The sequence below is a fragment of the uncultured Caballeronia sp. genome (assembly GCF_964243625.1).
In the GTDB taxonomy this organism is placed as follows: Bacteria; Pseudomonadota; Gammaproteobacteria; order Burkholderiales; family Burkholderiaceae; genus Caballeronia.
The window spans coordinates 1-18,811 of the sequence record NZ_CAXTGZ010000052.1; the positions used below are offsets into that span (position 1 = coordinate 1).

At 61.9% G+C, this 18,811-nt stretch carries 17 protein-coding genes; 10 read left to right on the forward strand and 7 right to left on the reverse strand.

Translation table 11 applies throughout. The annotated features are described in order from the left end of the window. The 3 genes from ACFFAR_RS05660 to ACFFAR_RS05670 form a co-directional block, all read right to left on the reverse strand. The coding region (locus ACFFAR_RS05660; protein ID WP_375507612.1) for a glycosyltransferase family 2 protein at nt 1–1,125 on the reverse strand (1,125 nt) is incomplete at its 3' end. A gap of 5 nt (nt 1,126–1,130) precedes the next feature. Further along, nucleotides 1,131–1,733, reverse strand: coding sequence for a cytochrome b (locus ACFFAR_RS05665; protein ID WP_375507613.1), 603 nt, complete (start codon nt 1,731–1,733; stop codon nt 1,131–1,133). A gap of 187 nt (nt 1,734–1,920) precedes the next feature. Beyond that, on the reverse strand, nt 1,921–2,862 hold the full coding sequence (locus tag ACFFAR_RS05670; RefSeq protein WP_062000309.1) for a LysR substrate-binding domain-containing protein: 942 nt from the start codon (nt 2,860–2,862) through the stop codon (nt 1,921–1,923). A gap of 121 nt (nt 2,863–2,983) precedes the next feature. Between ACFFAR_RS05670 and ACFFAR_RS05675 the strand changes: the two genes are divergently transcribed. From ACFFAR_RS05675 to yacG, 10 genes are all read left to right on the forward strand, one after another. Then, nucleotides 2,984–4,336 carry an MFS transporter gene (locus tag ACFFAR_RS05675; RefSeq protein WP_375507614.1) on the forward strand — a complete coding sequence of 451 codons (1,353 nt, stop codon included), beginning with the start codon at nt 2,984–2,986 and terminating at the stop codon, nt 4,334–4,336. After that, a complete protein-coding gene (locus ACFFAR_RS05680) occupies nt 4,337–5,347 on the forward strand; it encodes a hypothetical protein (RefSeq protein ID WP_375507615.1) in 1,011 nt (336 codons plus the stop codon). It begins immediately after the preceding gene. Nucleotides 5,348–5,393: 46 nt separating this feature from the next. Next, nucleotides 5,394–7,049: a tannase/feruloyl esterase family alpha/beta hydrolase gene (locus ACFFAR_RS05685; protein ID WP_375507616.1), complete on the forward strand. Its 1,656-nt coding sequence runs from the start codon at nt 5,394–5,396 to the stop codon at nt 7,047–7,049. A 134-nt stretch (nt 7,050–7,183) separates the two neighbouring features. Continuing rightward, the gene (locus tag ACFFAR_RS05690; protein ID WP_075358577.1) at nt 7,184–8,473 is read left to right on the forward strand and encodes an HlyC/CorC family transporter; all 1,290 of its coding nucleotides are present in this window, start codon (nt 7,184–7,186) and stop codon (nt 8,471–8,473) included. Between the two features lie 206 nt (nt 8,474–8,679). Further along, nucleotides 8,680–9,894, forward strand: coding sequence for a GspE/PulE family protein (locus tag ACFFAR_RS05695; RefSeq protein WP_375507617.1), 1,215 nt, complete (start codon nt 8,680–8,682; stop codon nt 9,892–9,894). Beyond that, nucleotides 9,894–11,120 carry a type II secretion system F family protein gene (locus ACFFAR_RS05700; protein WP_174364292.1) on the forward strand — a complete coding sequence of 409 codons (1,227 nt, stop codon included), beginning with the start codon at nt 9,894–9,896 and terminating at the stop codon, nt 11,118–11,120. The genes ACFFAR_RS05695 and ACFFAR_RS05700 overlap by 1 nt, the downstream gene beginning before the upstream one ends. 39 nt (nt 11,121–11,159) lie before the next feature. Continuing rightward, the gene (locus ACFFAR_RS05705) at nt 11,160–12,062 is read left to right on the forward strand and encodes a prepilin peptidase (RefSeq protein WP_174364291.1); all 903 of its coding nucleotides are present in this window, start codon (nt 11,160–11,162) and stop codon (nt 12,060–12,062) included. Between the two features lie 15 nt (nt 12,063–12,077). Continuing rightward, nucleotides 12,078–12,701: a dephospho-CoA kinase gene (gene coaE, locus ACFFAR_RS05710; RefSeq protein ID WP_375507618.1), complete on the forward strand. Its 624-nt coding sequence runs from the start codon at nt 12,078–12,080 to the stop codon at nt 12,699–12,701. A 155-nt stretch (nt 12,702–12,856) separates the two neighbouring features. Beyond that, nucleotides 12,857–13,612, forward strand: coding sequence for a cell division protein ZapD (zapD, locus tag ACFFAR_RS05715; RefSeq protein ID WP_062000318.1), 756 nt, complete (start codon nt 12,857–12,859; stop codon nt 13,610–13,612). Nucleotides 13,613–13,669: 57 nt separating this feature from the next. Then, the gene (gene yacG / locus ACFFAR_RS05720; RefSeq protein WP_062000319.1) at nt 13,670–13,858 is read left to right on the forward strand and encodes a DNA gyrase inhibitor YacG; all 189 of its coding nucleotides are present in this window, start codon (nt 13,670–13,672) and stop codon (nt 13,856–13,858) included. Between the two features lie 27 nt (nt 13,859–13,885). On the opposite strand, the gene ACFFAR_RS05725 is transcribed toward yacG, so the two are convergent. The 4 genes from ACFFAR_RS05725 to secA all read right to left on the reverse strand — a co-directional run. Next, on the reverse strand, nt 13,886–14,317 hold the full coding sequence (locus ACFFAR_RS05725) for an NUDIX domain-containing protein (protein ID WP_375507620.1): 432 nt from the start codon (nt 14,315–14,317) through the stop codon (nt 13,886–13,888). Further along, complete coding sequence (locus tag ACFFAR_RS05730) at nt 14,314–15,177, reverse strand: ATP-binding protein (RefSeq protein ID WP_062000321.1); 864 nt, start codon at nt 15,175–15,177, stop codon at nt 14,314–14,316. The genes ACFFAR_RS05725 and ACFFAR_RS05730 overlap by 4 nt, the downstream gene beginning before the upstream one ends. A gap of 14 nt (nt 15,178–15,191) precedes the next feature. After that, nucleotides 15,192–16,433, reverse strand: coding sequence for a bifunctional glutamate N-acetyltransferase/amino-acid acetyltransferase ArgJ (gene argJ / locus ACFFAR_RS05735; protein WP_174365442.1), 1,242 nt, complete (start codon nt 16,431–16,433; stop codon nt 15,192–15,194). Nucleotides 16,434–16,660: 227 nt separating this feature from the next. After that, nucleotides 16,661–18,811: preprotein translocase subunit SecA (secA, locus tag ACFFAR_RS05740; protein WP_375507619.1), on the reverse strand; the 2,151-nt coding region annotated here is incomplete at its 5' end.

Below are 18,811 nucleotides of genomic sequence, written 5' to 3' on the forward strand. Positions count from 1 at the left end.
CTTGCCGTATCGGCGATTGCCGGTCATATCGCGGTTCCAGTATTGCGTCTGCAGGAAACCCGCGAACCAGCGGCGGCGCTGGCGCATGAAACCGCTGAGCGAACTCGGCGCGTCCGTGATCGCGTGCGCATTGCCAACCACACGCACGTCCCAATCGAGACCGTGATCCACCGCGTGACGGCGCAACCGGTGAATCAGTTCGTAGTCTTCAACGAGACATTCGGCGTCGAACCCGCCGACCGCGACCAGCGCGTCACGTCGAAACGATGCAAACGCGCCCGAGATCAGCAGCAGGCTGTCGGCGCGCATCCAGGCAAAGCGCGAGATGAAATTACGAATGTATTCGTACGTCTGGAACCACTGGAAAAAGCGTCCGCTGAGCGTTTTGCTGCAGACCGGCACCAGAATGCCTGCCGCCGCCACGAGGTTCGCGCGCGCGGCGAAGGCGCTGCGCATGGCGAGGACGGCGTCATCGGCGAGACGTGTGTCGGCGTCGCAGGTCATCACGATCGGCGTGCTGATCTTTTCGATGGCAGCGTTCAGCGCCCGCGCTTTCCCGCCGTGCGGGACACGAAGCCAGAAGAGATTGGAATAGATCGTCGATGCCGCGCTCAACTCGCCTTCCACTGGCTTGATCAAACCGAAACGTTGCGTGAGAACTTCGGCGGTGGCGTCGGTGGAACCATCGTCGGCGATCACGATTTGCGCTGCGCTGTGGGTCTGGCCGAGCAGCTTGGCAAGCGTGTTCGGCAACACGGCCGCCTCGTTGTGCGAGGCGACGATCACGCCAAGCGCCGGCAAACCCTGTTCGAGCTGTTGACGGTCGAGCGGCTTGGGCCGTTTCACCAGCGTCCACGATTTCGCGCCGACGAACATCAGCAACAAGGTGTCGTAGACGACATACGCGATCCCCGTCGACCACGCGACCACGCCATGCAGGAAGAACGCGCGGGCAAAAAGAACCATCCAGAGCACGACCACGCTGCCGTGAATCAGCACGCTTGCGACCGTCACCGGGCGCGGCGCAATGCGTGGGGACGCCTTCGCGAGTGCTGCTTCAAGCGAGGTTTGTGTGGGTCTGGACGCGTGTTTCGCGGGAAGCGCCGGCGCGGTCTTGAGTTCCATGTCCATTACGGCACCATCCGCGAAATCACCGACTTCCGGTCGATCCATTGATGCTTGAGCGCGCCGCCTACGTGCATCGCGAAAAGTGCGTACAGCGCATAACCCAGCCACGTGTGCAATGCGCCGAAACGATCGTGCAGCGTCTCCTTCAGCGAGGGATCGAGGTTCATTACGTAACCAATGCGCGGCCACGGAATCACGCCGAAAAGGTGCATTGGATGCGAGGCTGCGGCGTTCCAGGCCGAATCGTGCAGCCAGCCTGACAGCGGCAAACCAATCATCAACAGATACAGCAGGAAATGCGCGATATGCGCGGCGACGTGTTCCCATTTCGGAAACGTCTTCGGCAGCGGCGGCGGCCGGTGCGACACGCGCCACAAGATGCGCAGCAGGACCAGGCCGAGCACCGTGATGCCGATGGACTTGTGGGTATCGACGATCGGCCGTATCCAGTTGTCCGGAAACTTTTCTGCCGACAGTCCGAGCACGACATTGCAAATGATCAGCACAGCGACCAGCCAGTGCAGGACCATCGCCGTGCGCGTGTAGCGCAGCGGCGCCTCGGCTTCAGGCTGTTTTGACGCAACGTTGGCGGCTTGCGTGGACATTGGAACTCCGTGCGGAAATGGGGTGGATCGACGGTTGTCATGTGGTGGTTCTGCCCATGCAGCCGTGCAGACCGACACTCTTCAAACGCGCCATCGCACCCGTTTATTCCACCGATTCTGAGGGAAAACGCGGACTTGCGTTCGTACCCGATTTGACGGGAAGCGTTCCGTAATATTTCACGGTGTTTCAGGGCTGTGTCTTCGGCACGACGAAATCAAGCACGGCTTGAGCAAACCGCGCCGCCGCCGGGTTCGCCGAGCTTCGATGCGTCACGAGATGAAGCGGCGCTGAAAACGCTTCGTCACCGGCCACAGCGCAATACACGACGCTTTCCTGCTGGTATCGCTGCATGGACGCCGGTACGAGCGTGATGCCCGCACCTGCCGCCACGAGGTTGATCGCACTCGACATGCGCGGCACTTCGCTCACTACGTCCGGCTTGAATCCGGCCGCTTCGCACGCGCGGATGAAGTCGGCATACATGCCCGGCGCGCCGGGACGTCGAACGAAAATGAAAGATTCGCCGGCAAGCGCCTTCAACGGAACCTGAGGCTGCTCATCTGATCTACGTGGCCGCCTGCCTTTTGGACGCACGAGCAACGCATGTCCGACCGGCAGCACGAGCACCATGCGCTCTTCGTGCAGCAGATCGAAGCGCAATTCCACGGGCGTCTCGATGGGTTTGCGCAGGATTGCGGCATCGATACGCCCGCTCATCATTCGTTCGATGATCCCCGCAGCGTTGATCTCGTTCAGGTCGATGGCGATATCCGGATGCGCCGCGCGGAACTGACGAATCGCGGCGGTCGCGAGCGGATGGAACGCGGCCGAACTTGTCAGGGCGATTCGCACGGACCCCAATTGTCCGTTTGCCACGCGGCGAGCGTTCGTGACGCCCTGGTCCAGAGCATCTAGCACCGCTTGGGCATCGACGGCAAAAGCCGCCCCCGCCGATGTCAACTCCACGCCGCGCGGCAGCCGCGCGAACAAGGCGAAGCCGAGTTCGCGCTCCAGTTCCTGGATTTGCTGCGACAACGGCGGTTGCTGGATATGCAGCCGCGCGGCCGCGCGCGTGAACTGGCGTTCTTCCGCGACAGTGAGGAAATACCGGAGATGACGCAATTCCATTGATGCTCCTCACATATTCAGGATATATGGCAATGCCATTTCATATGTATTTTACATTTGCCAACCCGTTTCGTACTCTTCCATTCAAATACAACTAGATAACAAACGTTTCAGGAGACGTATGGAAACGACCTTCCCTTCAAGCTCACCGGCCTTCCCGCCGACGGCGGCCTCGACGCTGAGCAAATCGCAGATTCGCCGCGCCGTGCTGGCGTCCGTGATCGGCAACGGGCTGGAATGGTTCGATTTCCTCATTTATGGCTACTTCGCGAAGATCATCGCGCATGTGTTTTTTCCGGTCGGTAACACAGCGCTTTCAACCACGCTGACACTCGGCACGTTCGCGGTCGGGTTTATCGTGCGACCGCTCGGCGGGATTGCGATTGGCGCGTACGCCGATCGCGTCGGCCGCCGGCGCACGCTGTCCATGCTCATCCTGCTGATGGCCGCAAGCACCTTGCTCATGGGATTGACGCCGGGATATTCCAGCATCGGCATTGCCGCGCCGCTGCTTGTGTTGCTTGCGCGGGTGCTCCAGGGTTTGTCGGTGGGCGGCGAGTTCGCGACCGCCGCCGCGATGCTCACCGAATACGCACCGCGCGGCAAGAAGATGTTCTTCGGCAGCTTCCAGATGACGTCGCAGGCGGTGGCGCTGGTGTTGTCATCGGCTTGCGGTTATTTGCTGACCACGAATCTCGATCGTGCATCGCTTGAATCCTGGGGCTGGCGCGTGCCGTTCTTGCTCGGCGCTCTGGTCGGGCCCGTCGGGTTCTATATCCGGCACAAGGTCGCGGAGTCGCCCGAGTTCGTGGAACTGCGCCAGCGGCTCGGCCATGCGCCGCGCCAGACCATTCGCGGCTTTTTCAAACAACGCAGCGATGCCTCCTTGTGTGCGATGGGCGTGATCATCGTGGGCACGGCCACGAATTACCTGTGGCACACCTTCCTGCCGCTTTATGTCGAGCGGCAATTGCACTTGCCGCTCAAGAACGCGTTGATGGGAACGGCGGTTTCCGGGTTGATCTCAATCGTGGGGTATCCACTCGCGGGGAAACTCGCGGACCGCGTGGGCGCGTTCCGGCTGTTCTTTCCCGTGACGATTGTGTGGGTCGTGATCGCGTATCCGCTGTTCGCGTGGGTGCTTGCATCGCCTACGCCGGGACGGGTGTTCGCCGCGCAAATGGTCGCCTCCGTTGTGCTCAGCCTGATGTCCGGGCCGCACCCCGGCATGCTCACGCAGCTTTTCCCGACGGCAACGCGTTCGACCGGCGTGGCGCTCTCGTACAACATCGCGGTCACCGTGTTCGGCGGCCTCGCGCCGCTGACGGTCTCCACGCTGATTACCCTGACCGGATCGAACATCGTTCCGGCGTACTACCTGATTTTTGCAGGCGTCGTGTCGCTCGTGCTGGTTGGACTGACCCGCTCCGGGCAGCGCCTGCGCCGCGACCCCGAAGCCGTTGCGGTGGATTAAATGACCCTTTTCGATAAACCCCGTAACGAGCAACCGGTCGGCGCCGTCGGCAACGAACGCCTGCGTGTTGCCACGCCTCGCGGGACTGGCGTTGTGCCGTTTTATCGTTCGATGCAAGAACGCGATGCAGCAAATGTTTCGCGCATCGTGGTTCTGTTGCATGGCCGTTTGCGCGATGCCGACGCCTATTTGCTCTCGGCGCAGAACGCGCTGGCGGCGGCATCGACCGATCCGGCCCGCACGCTGTTGCTCGTGCCGCAATTTCTCGCGACTGCGGATATCGGCGCGCACGGCTTGCCTGCCGACACGCTGCATTGGGAGTGGACATCGTGGATGGGCGGCGACGACGCGGCCGGTCCCGCGCCGCTCAGTTCCTTCGATGTCCTCGATGTACTCATTGAACAATTCGCGGATCGCGCACGGTTTCCGGCGTTGACCGATGTCGTCATTGCCGGGCATTCGGGCGGCGCGCAGGTTGCGCACCGGTACGCGATCGTCGGGGCGGGATGCAAGGCGCCCGGCGTGCATTGCCGCTATGTGATTGCGAATCCGTCGTCGTATGTGTACTTCGATGCAATGCGCCCTGACGCCCAAGGCATATTGCGTCCCGCCGATACAGCCCGGTGCCCCGGCGTGGACAACTGGAAATACGGCGTGCGACGCGCGCCCCGCTATGTGGAGGCCGCGCAGTTTGAAGCGCTCGAACAACGCTACGCCGCCGCCGATGTGATCTACCTGCTCGGCCAGGAGGATCGCGATCCGCATCACGACGCGCTCGACCGTTCTTGCGCCGCCGCCGCTCAGGGGCCGCACAGGCTCGCACGCGGGCGGTCCTACTTCGCATACCTCAAGGAAAGGCATCCGGCGCTGAGTCATCGATGCTGGGAAGTGCCGGGCGTCGGCCACAACGGAGCCGCCATGCTCGGCTCGCACGAAGGCGTGCGCGCATTGTTCGGCGTGGAAAGGTTGGCTCATGTCATTGCTCCATCCACAGCCGGCGCGACCGACTGAACAGTTTTTGCAAGGCAGCAGTTCATAAACATACGGAGACAGCATCATGAAAATCTACCTGGCCGCTTGCGGCTTATCTCTACTCGCCGCGACGCTTTCCGGCTGCGGCGGGTCATCATCGGATTCGGGCGGCACGCCACCGGCGGTCACAGCCGCCGCCGCGTGCTCGGCGCTCGGCGGCATGAAGATCGCGGCGGCGTCCATTGGAGCACCCAGCAACGGCGCGGCGGTGGCAAGCGCGACGCTGGTTGCGGCATCGGCCACGTCCGGCGAGTATTGCCAGGTGAACGGCACCATCGCTCCCGTCGATACAACCGCGCCAAGCATCAACTTCGAGGTTAACCTGCCGACCGCCTGGAACAACAAGGCGCTGCAGTACGGCGGCGGCGGCTTCGACGGCACGCTCATCACCGGACTTGCCGCACTCGACATGGCGCCCGCCGGTTCATCGACACCCCTCGCCCGCGGCTACGTAACCTTTGGCGATGATTCCGGTCACCAGAGCAAGAGCATCACCGACGGCTCGTTCGCCGCCAACGACGAAGCGCTCGCCAACTACGGCGGCCTGACGCTGAAGAAAACGCACGATGTCGCCATGCTTTTGCTCAAGGCGCGCTACAACACGACGCCTGCAAAAACCTATTTCTTCGGCAGCTCTACCGGCGGCCGCGACGGCCTCACCGTGATCCAGCGCTGGCCGGCGGATTACGACGGCATTGTCGTGAACCGCCCCGCGCTCAATTACACCGGCCTGCGGCTGTCAAATGTCGTGCTCGGGCGTGCGCTTTATCTCAACGGCGGCGCGGGCTGGCTCGACGTCAAAAAGACCGTCCTGCTGCAAAACGCCGTGACCAAAGCCTGCGATACGCTCGATGGCGTGGCCGACGGCATCATCTCCAACGTTGCCGCCTGCAAGCTGCAGGCGCCGGCGGTTCTCGCCGCCGTGCGCTGCCCGGATGGCAAGGACACCGGCGATACATGTCTTTCGGACGCGCAGATCGCGACCGTCAACACGATTGCATCACCCTTGCTCCTGCCCTATCCGCTTGCAAACGGCGTCACGCGTTACGCCGGCTACAACATCCTTGCCGGATCGGTGTTCGCGGGTCAGTACACCACGCGCGATTTCGGCACTTCTCCAACGCCTGCCAACCCTGCCGGCAAGAACGACGCAAACCAGTGGGTCACCGGCGACCAATGGGTCAAGTACTTCATCACGCGCATTCCGACTTTCAATTCGCTCACCTTCGACCCGCTCAATCCCGGCGCATATCAGGGGCAGGTCCAGCAGGTTTCGGCCGAAAGCGACGCCACCAATCCCGACCTCTCGGCATTCATCGCGAAAGGCGGCAAGGCGATCATCACCCACGGTCTCGCCGATGAAATCGTCAGCACCGATTCGTCCGTGGACTATTACAACGCCCTGGTGCAGAAGTTCGGCCAGTCTTCCGTCGATAACTTCGCGCGTTTTTACCTGATGCCGGGCGTTGGCCACGGCACCGGCCCATTCCTGCCGCAAGTCGATTCGCTTGGCGCACTCGAACAGTGGGTGGAGAACGGTACGGCGCCGGGCACCCTGACGATGACAGACTCGACACCCGCAACACTCGGGCGCACGCGTCCCCTTTGCCGTTATCCGACGTGGCCGAAATTCACCGGCGGAGACACGAATTCGGCAGGCAGCTTCACCTGCAGTCAATAAAAGCAGTGCGTAGTTAGCGGATCAGAAGGAGGATCGGCCGTTCCGACGGCCGTCCAGAAAGCCTGGCGGCGCAAGAGAAGCAATCGTTTTGGCCTCTGCTATAGTCTTTCCCATCCTCCCTCTTTGAACCTCGCGTGGACCACATTCCCTTATGGGCGCAAATTTGCGCCATTTTCCTGCTGCTGTTTTTCTCCGCTTTTTTCTCGATTTCCGAAACATCGATGATGGCGCTCAATCGCCATCGCCTCAAACACCTCGCCAACCAGGGTTCGCTGCGCGCCCGCGTCACGCAAGGGCTGCTGGCCAAGACGGACCAGTTGCTGAGCGTGATCCTGATTGGCAACAATCTGATCAACACAATCATTTCGGCGCTGACCACCTCCATTGCGCTGCGCACTTTCGGACACGACAACATCGTGTTGTCGGTCGCAACCGGAATCGTCGCCTTCCTCATTATTGTGTTCGCGGAAATCGCGCCGAAGATTGTCGGCGCGACGTATCCGGAAAAAGTCGCATTGCCGGCGAGCCTGGTTCTTTCGCCGCTGATGCGCGTGGCCCGGCCGCTTGTGTGGTTCGTCAACCTGTTCGCCAATGGCGTGCTGCGGTTGCTGCATATCAATACGAAGGGCGGGCGGGATCAGCGGCTTTCCACTGAGGAATTGCGCACGGTCGTGCTTGAATCCGGCAACTTCATGCCGACCAAGCACCGCAGCATCTTGCTGAACCTGTTCGACCTCGAAAACATCACGGTCGACGACGTGATGATCCCGCGCCGCCGGATAGAGTCGCTCGATTTCGATGCCCCTTTCGACACCATTCTTCATCAACTCGAAACCTGCTATCACAACAAGTTGGTCGTATATCAAGGCGATATAGATCGTGTGCTGGGCGTGCTGCACGTGAGAAAAACGCTGTCGGCGCTGCATAACCAGGAGTTCGAGCGCGAGACCTTGCGCGAGTTGCTCGCCGAACCATACTTCGTTCCGGCCGGCACGCCCGTGTTCCAGCAACTGCAGTTTTTCCAGGAAAGCCGCCATCGGATCGCGATCGTGGTGAATGAATACGGCGAGTTGCAGGGCCTCGTCACGCCGGAAGACATCATTGAAGAACTGATAGGCGAGTTCACGACCACCATTCCACGCGGCGCCGGTTCGAGCGGCGGCTGGAACGAGAACGGCGAATGCATTGTGGCCGGCAGCATGCCGCTGCGCGAACTGAACCGCTGGCTCAAGCTGACGCTTCCCACCGACGGCCCGAAAACGCTGAACGGGCTGATCCTCGAGACGCTCGAAGAGATTCCCGACGGCGACGTGAGCGTGCGCATTGCGGGCGTGCATTTCGAAGTGATGCGCAGCGACGATCAGGCCATTCGCACAGTGAAGGTCTTCCAGCCACAGGGCGTATTGCCCAAGAAACAAAAGTAAGAAAGATGGCGGTGTCATAAGAGGATGCAGTCCAGGGTTTCGGGTTGCACCAGATTGCCCTGTTTTGCGGGATTTGCGTCGCCGGTTGCATCGCGTTAGCCATTCGGTCTAATTTTGTGCACCTGCGAGCGTTAGCCATTCGGTCTAGTTTCAATCGATGTCGTGCGAGGTCATGATCGGGACATACCGATCACCGAGCCACGCCCATGTCCTCCTCCCCGCCTGCAACCTTTTCCAGCCCGCCGCCGCCGTTCAGCGCCCGGCCCGCCGAAGCTATTGCCGAGGCAGACAGCGCGCCCGCCGTCGCGCTTCTCACCGATACCTTGCGCGAAGCCGCGTCACGCGGCGCGTCCGATATCCACGTCGAGCCTGGCGAGCACGAATGGCGAATCCGTTTGCGGATCGACGGCGCGCTGCACACGTATCTCACGCCGCCGCCCCACTTGCGCGATGCCTTCACCACGCGCATCAAAGTGCTGGCGCGGATGGACATTGCGGAGCGGCGCGTGCCACAAGACGGGCGCTTGCGGCTGCCGCTTGCAAATGGGAGTCCTGAGGACTATCGGGTCAATTCCCTGCCGGTGCTGTTTGGCGAGAAGCTCGTTTTGCGCCGGCTGGAGTCGCTACCCAAGGATTTATCGTTGGCGGCACTCGGGCTTGCAGCCGATCAGCAGAGGACCGTCGAGGCCGCAATCCACGCGCCGCACGGTCTTGTGCTCGTGACCGGTCCGACCGGCAGCGGCAAGACCTTGTCGTTGTATTGCTTCCTGCAGATGCTCAATGCCGAATCGCGCAATGTCTGCTCCGTTGAGGATCCCGCTGAAATCCAGCTCGCCGGCACCAATCAGGTCAGCGTGCGGGACAAAGCCGGTCTCACCTTCGCGGTCGCGTTGCGGGCGTTCATGCGGCAGGACCCGGACGTGATCATGGTGGGCGAGATCCGCGACGCCGAGACCGCCGATGTAGCCGTGAAGGCGGCGCAAACCGGGCATCTCGTGCTCTCCACGCTTCACACGAACGACGCGCCCGCTGCCATCGCACGCCTGATCGACATTGGCATTGCGCCGTACAACCTGGCATCGGCGCTCAGGCTCGTCACGGCTCAACGGCTGGTGCGCCGGCTTTGCGAAGCGTGCCGTGTGGCGTCCGACCTGGAACTGGAGCCGGGCTTCCGGCCGCTCGAACCGCGCGGCTGTGCTGCCTGTCATGGCATCGGCTATCGCGGACGAGTTGGCGTGCATCAGCTCATGCCCGTGTCCGAAGCAATGCGCGAACTCATCGTTGCTCGCGCCGCCACGCATGCCGTCATGCGGCAGGCACGGAGCGAAGGCATGCCAAGCCTGCGCGACGCTGCCTTCGCCCGGGTGCGGGAGGGCGTAACGAGCGTGGCGGAAGCTGCCGGTGCGACGGAGGTCGGCTAATGCAACTACCGCAAACACCGCAAGCATCGCAACCATCCGATACTCGCTTCAACTGGCGGGGCATCGACGCCACCGGCGCGAACAAGCGGGGCAAGACTATTGCCATGGACGCCACGACCGCCCGCGCTGCGCTCAAGCGCAACGGCGTCACAGTGCTCGAACTCACAGGAATGGGACCGGCGCCGCCGCCAAAAGCCAAAGCCGCCGATGTCACCCTGTTCACCCGGCAACTCGCCGGTTTGCTGCGCGCCGGGCTGCCGCTTGCGCCATGTCTCGACCTGATCGCGCAAACGCCTTCGCGCGGCGGCTTGCCGCGTATTGTCGGAGCGGTTGCGCGGGACATCACGCAAGGCGTAGCGTTTTCGGAAGCGCTCGGGCGTCATCCGGCATGCTTCAACGCACTGTATTGCCAGCTTGTATCGGTCGGTGAACTCGCCGGCGCACTGCCGACCGTGCTCGCGCGCCTCGCGGAAGATCGCGAACGGGCGGGCGCCCAGCGGGCGAAGCTGCGTGCAGCGCTCACCTATCCGGTCGCCGTACTGCTACTTTCGCTTGTCATTACGGCGGGACTGCTGATCGGCGTGGTGCCGACGTTCAAAACCATCTTCGATGGCTTCGGCGCCAAGCTGCCCGCACCGACGTTGTTCGTGCTGGCTCTTTCGGACGGCGTCGCGCGCTGGAGCGTACCGTTCGCGCTCTTCTGCGCGGTTTCCGTGATCGCGTTCAAGCGGCTTCTGCGACGCGTGCCGTCAGCCCGCAGCGCGTTCGACCGCGCCATGCTCAGATTGCCGCTGGCGGGCTCGCTGCTGCGCGCGCTCGCCGTCGCCCGGTGGAGCCGCGCGCTCGGCACCTTGCTCGCGGCGGGGACGCCGTTGTCGGATGCGTTCGATTCGTTGTCGAAGGCCACGGGAAACCGCATCTTCGATACCGCCACCGTCGAGATAGCGGGACGTCTGCGCCGCGGCGAACGCCTTGCCGCCGCCATGCGCGCGGCCGGCTGCTTTCCGCCCGACGTCGTGCAACCCATAGCCGTCGCCGAAGAATCCGGGTCGCTGGACGCAATGCTGCTCGATCTGGCTACACTGGGCGACCGTCAGGTCGACGAACGAACCAGCGCTTTCGCCAGCTTGTGCGAGCCGGTGGTGATCGTGGTGCTGGGCGCGCTGGTGGGCGGCCTTGTCGTGGCGATGTATCTTCCGATCGTGCAGCTCGGGAACGTGGTGTAGGTAGTGTAGGATCGCAGCCGAATTCGACCCAGGACAGTCATGCATCCCTTGTATCAGGCGGAGTTTTCAGGCCGCTATCTCGACGCTTACAGTTCCGCTTTCGGCACCCTGCCGCTCGTGGCGCAGTATGGTTTCGCGATCGTCTTCGGGCTGGTGATCGGCAGCTTCCTGACAGTCGTCGTGCACCGTCTGCCGATCATGCTGGAGCGTGCGTGGCAGGCTGAAACCACTGCCGTGGAAGGCGATGTAAAACCGAAGCCAATAGAACGCTACAACCTCGCCGTCCCGCGCAGCGCATGTCCACATTGCGGCCACGTGCTGCGTCCATGGGAAAACATCCCGGTCGTGAGCTTTCTGCTGCTGCGCGGCCGTTGCGCCAAATGCCACGCCCGGGTGAGCGCGCGCTACCCGCTGACGGAGTTGGCGACCGCGCTGCTCGCTGCTCTCTCGCTCTATGCGTTCGGGCCAGACTGGATCGCGCTCGTGGCGTTCGGCCTGTGCGCCATGCTGCTCGCCATGAGCCTTATCGACTTCGACACCCGCTATCTCCCCGACTCGCTCACCTTGCCGCTGCTGTGGGCGGGTCTGATCGTCAATCTCGGCGATACGGGCTTTGCTCCGCTGAGCGAAGCCGTGATCGGGGCCATCGCGGGATATCTGTTTCTGTGGTGCGTGTATTGGCTCTTCCGGCTCGTACGCGGCGTGGAAGGAATGGGTTACGGCGACTTCAAGCTGCTCGCCGCGCTCGGCGCGTGGCTCGGCTGGGAAGCGTTGCCCCAGATCGTGCTGGTTTCTGCCATTGCGGGCGCGATCTTCGGGCTGGTGGCTACCGGCATAGGCAAGATGCGCTTCGAGGAACCGCTGCCGTTCGGGCCCTTCCTCGCCGCGGGCGGCGTCATCACGCTTTTCTTCGGCACGCCGTTCTATACGCTGTTTGGATAAAGGGGGAGTCACGAGATGTTCAGCATTGGCCTGACCGGCGGGATAGGAAGCGGCAAGACGACCGTGGCGGATATGTTCTCGGCGCGCGGCGTAACGGTCGTCGACGCCGACCTGATCGCGCATCAGATCACCGCGCCGGGCGGCGTCGCCATGCCGCTGATCGAGAGCGCGTTCGGCCCGGATTTCGTCACCGCCGACGGCGCCATGGACCGCGCGAAAATGCGGGCCCGCGTGTTCACCGATCCCGCCGCCAAGGCGCAACTCGAAGCCATCACGCATCCGCTGATCCGCGCGGAAAGCGAGCGGCAACGCAGCGAAGCGCGCAGCGCGTATCACATCGTCGTGGTGCCCTTGCTGATCGAGGCCGGGGAACGCGCGAGCAAGGTTGACAGGATTCTCGTCGTCGATTGCCCGGTTGAAACGCAGATCGAGCGTGTCATCCAGCGCAATGGTTTCCCGCGGGAGCAGGTGCTGGCCATCATCGCCCGTCAGGCGACACGCGAAGCGCGGCTTGCCGCAGCAAATGACGTCGTCGTCAACGACTCTGCCGCCACGCTGCAGACACTGCAGCGCGAGGTCGACCTCCTGCACGCACGCTATATCGAGATGGCCGCGGCCGAGAGCAAACCGCGTACCTAACAAGTGCATGCAACGCATTCGAATTCCTCACGATCGGCGCTGAAAATGCGCGCCAGATGTGATTGAACGTGGAGATTTGCTTGGGGTTTGATGCGGCATTAGAATGTCCTCACTTTCCGCATCGAAACTATCGACCAACGCCGAGGCGAGCGCGCTTGATCCTTTACGAGTACCCCTTCAACGAGCGAATCAGGACGCTGCTGCGTCTCGAAGATCTTTTCGAGCGCTTCACCTTCTTTCTGACTCAAGAAGACCCGCGCGAACACCACGCTGCATTGACCACGCTGTTCGAGATTGCCGAAGTCGCCGGACGGACCGACCTGAAAGCCGACCTGATGAAGGAACTGGAGCGGCAACGCCAGACGCTGGCGCCGTTTCGGGGCAATCCAGGAATCGAGCAGGACGCGCTCGAGTCAGTGCTGGGCGAGATCGAACAGACGCTTGCCGGGCTCGGGCAGATGCAGGGCAAGACCGGCCAGCATCTCGCGGACAATGAATGGCTCGCCAGTATTCGCAGCAGGACGATCATTCCGGGTGGGACTTGCCGCTTTGACCTGCCGTCGTACTTTGCATGGCAGCAATGCCCGGCCGAACAGCGCCGCGGCGATATCGCGAAGTGGGTCACGCCCATGCTGCCCTTGCGCGACGCGGCCATAATCGTGCTGCGGCTTGCACGCGAATCGGGCCAGGCATCGAAGGTGATGGCAATGCAGGGCAGCTATCAGCAGATGCTGTCGGGCCGGACGTATCAGTTGATGCAGGTACGGGTACCGTCGGATACGCGGCTGATTCCTGAGGCGAGCGCGAACAAGTACATGCTGTGGGTGCGCTTCACGGTGCAGGATGGTGACTTGAGGCCCCGTGCCGTCGATGCCGACATTCCGTTTCACCTGACACTGTGCAGTCTTTAAATCGGGCTAAAAACCCTTATTTATCGAACTCAACCTTTATCAGATCCGCACTGCCGAATGACTACCATCGTTAAATGCCCGACTTGCGCGAAGGATGTACGCTGGGTTCCGGAAAGCCGGTTCCGGCCGTTTTGTTCAGACCGTTGCAAGCAGATCGACCTTGGCGCATGGGCGACCGAGAAGTACAAGATCGGCGGCGGTCAGCAGGACACGCCGCCAGATGACGACCACAGCGGCCTCAACTAAACGCTTCAAATCGCGCTTGATATCGCCCTAAGCCGCCTCTGCCGCGAGCCATTCGAGCACTGGAATGGCAGCGGGTAGCAACGGCGTCACATCGGCGGGAAGATGTTGCCAGGCAAGCGCCTGACCTTCCCGGCCGGCCGGTTCACCCTTCCACGCCGTCACCTTGCAGAAGTAAAGCCGCACGTAGGCATGCGGATAATCGTGTTCCAGCGTCCGCCAGCGCTCGCAAGCGGTCACATCGATACCCAGTTCCTCGTGCAATTCCCGCACGAGCGCCGTTTCCACGCTTTCGCCGGCCTCCAGCTTGCCGCCCGGAAACTCCCAGTAACCCTCATACGGTTTGCCTTCCGGACGTTGCGCCAGCAGATAGCGGCCATCCGGCTGAACGAGCACGCCGACCGCGACATCGGTCATCTTGCGCCCGTCGGGCGCCGTGGTTGGAAGCGGCGCCGCGCTCATGCCTTGCGGCCCGAATAGTCGCGTGCGAATTGCCACGCGACGCGGCCTGAGCGCGAGCCACGTTCGAGCGCCCAGACGAGCGCGTCGCCGCGCGCATTCGTGATTTCTTCTTCCGGACAGCCGAAATGCTTCAGCCAATGTCCAACGATGGTCAGGTAGTCGTCCTGCTTGAACGGATAGAAGCTCACCCACAGGCCGAATCGCTCGGAGAGAGAAATCTTCTCCTCGACCACTTCGCCCGGATGAATCTCGCCATCCGATGTGTGCTTGTAGGTCTCGTTGTCGCTCATGTATTCGGGCAACAAATGGCGGCGATTCGACGTCGCGTAGATCAGCACGTTGTCCGATTGCGCCGAGATCGATCCGTCGAGCGCCACTTTCAGCGCCTTGTATCCCGACTCGCCGTCTTCGAACGAGAGGTCATCGCAGAAAACGATAAACCGCTCCGGCCGCGCCGAAATCAGGTCGACGATGTCTCCAAGATCGTGCAAATCGTCCTTGTCGACTTCGATCAGCCGCAACCCTTCCGACGCATACGCGTTCAGGCACGCCTTGATGAGCGACGACTTGCCCGTCCCGCGCGCCCCTGTGAGCAACACATTGTTCGCCGGCGCCTTGCGCACGAACTGCCGCGTGTTCTGCTCGATCAACTGCTTCTGACGTTCGATATTGCAAAGGTCATCGAGCGACAGCGCCGACAGATTCGGCACCGGCTGCAAAAAGCCACGTCCTTGACGCTTGCGCCAGCGGAACGCCACGGCTTTATCCCAGTCGATTTCAGGCGCGGCGGGCGGCAACATCCCTTCAACACGTGCGAGCACGGCTTCAGCACGCGTCAGAAACTGTTCGAGTTTATCCATGGGAGAGTTCGGGTTCAGGAGCGATAGTCGGCGTTGATGCTGACGTAATCGTGCGAAAGGTCGCACGTCCAGATAGTGGCACGGGCCTCACCGCGGCCGAGCAGGACGCGGATCGCGATCTCGCTCTTCTTCATCACGCGCTGGCCGTCTTCCTCGCGATACTCGGGATTGCGGCCGCCCTTCTTCGCGACGAGGACGTCGTCGAGATACAGGTCGATCTTGTTCACGTCCAGGTCCGTCACGCCCGCATAGCCGATGGCCGCGAGGATCCGGCCGAGGTTCGGGTCCGATGCATAAAACGCAGTCTTGACGAGCGGCGAGTGACCGATAGCGTACGCGATCTGCCGGCATTCCGCTTCGCTCGTGCCGCCTTCGACTGTCACCGTCATGAACTTCGTCGCGCCTTCGCCGTCGCGCACGATCAATTGCGCCAACTCTTGCGCGACCGATGTCACGGCGTCGCGCAACGCGGCATAAGCGGGAGAATCCGTGGAATCGATCAAGGGCAGCGTCGACTTGCCGGACGCGATCACGATGAACGAGTCGTTAGTCGATGTATCCCCGTCGATGGTGATGCAATTGAACGAGCGATCCGCGACGTGTTTGATCAGCGTGTCGAGCACGGACTGGGACACGGCGGCGTCGCAGGCGAGAAAACCGAGCATGGTGGCCATGTTCGGCCTGATCATGCCGGCGCCCTTGCTGATGCCCGAGAGCGTGATTGTGTGGCCATCGATCTGAACCTGACGCGATGCCGCTTTCGGCAAAGTGTCGGTGGTCATGATGGTTTGCGCGGCATCGAACCAATGATCGGGCTTCTGGTTCGCAATCGCCGCTGGCAACCCTGCCGTCAACCTGTCGATAGGCAACGGCTCCAGGATCACGCCCGTCGAAAATGGCAGGATCTGCGCGGCGTCAAGGCCCAGCAACGCGGCAAGCGCGGTACAGGTCTCGCGCGTATGCGCCATGCCCGGCTCCCCCGTTCCCGCGTTCGCGTTACCGGTATTCACGACCAGCGCGCGGATGCCCTTGCCGCCCGCGCGCACGGCGTCGAGATGCTCGCGGCACACCGTCACGGGCGCAGCGCAGAAGCGGTTCAGGGTGAACACGCCGCCAACCGTCGCGCCTTCATCGATCTGCACAACGAGCAAATCCTTGCGATTCGGTTTTCGGATATTCGCCTCGGCCCAGCCTAGCGTGACGCCGGCGACGGGATGCAGGTTGGCGGGATTGATCGAGGGGAAATTGACGGCCATGTTCGCGACTCGCTGAAAGTGGCGAGTGCCGGTGCGCAGGAAACGCAACGCAACGACACGAAAGATGAATAAAACGGCGCCTGATTCTATGAAAGACGGACGCCCGCGAAACGTAAAAACACAAAACACAAACGCAAGAAACAAAACCAGTCGGCCAAAGACAAACGACGCATCACTGCGTCGCCTGTCCTGGATGATTCAACCTGCCAAAGCGTTCAGACCGCCGATTACGCGAGCTTGCCGTGACAGTTTTTATACTTTTTGCCGCTGCCGCACGGGCACGGGTCGTTACGGCCAACTTTCGGGACGTCGTCAGTGGACACGCGGGTCGCGACCGTGGTGTCGTCGCCGTATGCCATGGCCTGATTGACCATTTGGGCGGTCGCGTCGGCGGCAACTGCTGCAGCGGCGCCGCTGCCGTCGAAGTCAGCATGCTGGAACGACACATTTTCCAGATGGCTGCCCTTCTCTTCGTACTGCTCGGCGGCTTCTTCAAGCTGTTCCGGCGACTGGATCTGCACGTTCATTACAACGCGCGTGACTTCCTGCTTAACCGAATCGAGCATCGCGGCGAACAATTCGAACGCTTCGCGCTTGTATTCCTGCTTCGGGTTCTTCTGCGCGTAACCACGCAGATGAATGCCCTGACGCAAGTGATCGAGCGCGGCCAGATGCTCGCGCCAGCGGCTGTCGAGCGTCTGCAACATGATCGAGCGCTCGAACGCGCTGAAGGACTCACGCCCGACCAGCGCGACCTTCGCCTCGTAGGCTTCGTCGGCGGCAGCGACTACAGCTTCGAGAATTTCGTCGGCATCGATGGAATTCGACTCGTTGATCATCTCCTGCACCGCAAGATCGAGCGACCAGTCGTTGCGCAGGGCTTCCTCGAGTTCCGGCGCGCTCCACTGTTCTTCAATGCTTCCCGCCGGCACATACGTGCGCGTCACCTCAGTGATCACGCTCTGGCGCATGGCGGTGATCGTCTCGGCAACGTCGGTTGCTTCGAGCAATTCATTGCGCTGCTGGTAGATCACCTTGCGCTGATCGTTCGATACATCGTCGTATTCGAGCAGTTGTTTGCGGATATCGAAGTTGCGCGCTTCGACCTTGCGCTGCGCCGACTCGATTGAACGCGTCACGATACCCGCTTCGATCGCCTCGCCTTCCGGCATCTTCAGGCGGTCCATGATGGAACGCACACGATCACCCGCGAAAATACGTAGCAGCGGATCATCCAGCGACAGATAGAAGCGCGAAGAACCCGGATCGCCCTGCCGGCCTGCACGGCCGCGCAACTGATTGTCGATACGACGCGATTCATGGCGTTCCGTACCGACGATATGCAATCCGCCCGCCGCCTTCACGCGGTCGTGCAGCGCTTGCCATTCGTCTTCGAGCGCCTTGATGCGGCGTTGCTTCTCGTCTTCTGCCAATGATTCGTCGGCGATGATGAACGACGACTGCTTCTCCACGTTCCCGCCCAGCACGATGTCCGTTCCGCGACCGGCCATGTTCGTGGCGATGGTTACAGCGCTCGGGCGACCCGCCTCGGCAACGATCGCGGCTTCGCGCGCGTGCTGCTTGGCGTTCAGCACTTCGTGCTTGAGGCCGGCCTGGGTGAGCAAACCCGAAAGCAGTTCCGATGCTTCAATCGATGTCGTACCAACCAGCACAGGCTGTCCGCGCTCGACGCAATCGCGAATGTCGCGCGTGACGGCGTCGTAACGTTCCTTCGCCGTCTTGTAGATCTGATCCTGCTTGTCGATCCGTTTTGGCGGACGATTCGTCGGGATCACGACGGTTTCGAGACCGTAGATCTCGTTGAATTCGTACGCTTCGGTATCGGCCGTACCGGTCATGCCGGACAGCTTGGAATACATGCGGAAGAAGTTCTGGAACGTGATTGACGCAAGCGTCTGGTTCTCGTTCTGGATCTTGACGTGTTCCTTCGCTTCCACGGCCTGATGCAAACCGTCCGACCAGCGGCGGCCCGTCATCATGCGGCCCGTGAATTCGTCGACGATCACGACTTCATTGCCTTGAACCACGTAATGCTGGTCGCGGAAGAACAGCGTATGCGCACGCAACGCGGCGTACACGTGGTGCATCAGCGTGATGTTCTGCGGCGCGTAGAGGCTTTCGCCCTCACCAATCAGGCCCCACTCGGCCAGGAGCCGTTCGGCTTTCTCGTGGCCCTGTTCGGTCAGGAACACCTGGCGCGCTTTTTCATCGAGCGTGAAGTCGCCCACCTTTTCGACGCCCGTGCCGTCCGCCTTCTCTTCGCCGATCTGCTGCTCGAGAAGCGGCGGCAGCGCGTTCATGCGCACGTAGAGTTCGGTGTGATCTTCGGCCTGGCCGGAAATGATCAGCGGCGTACG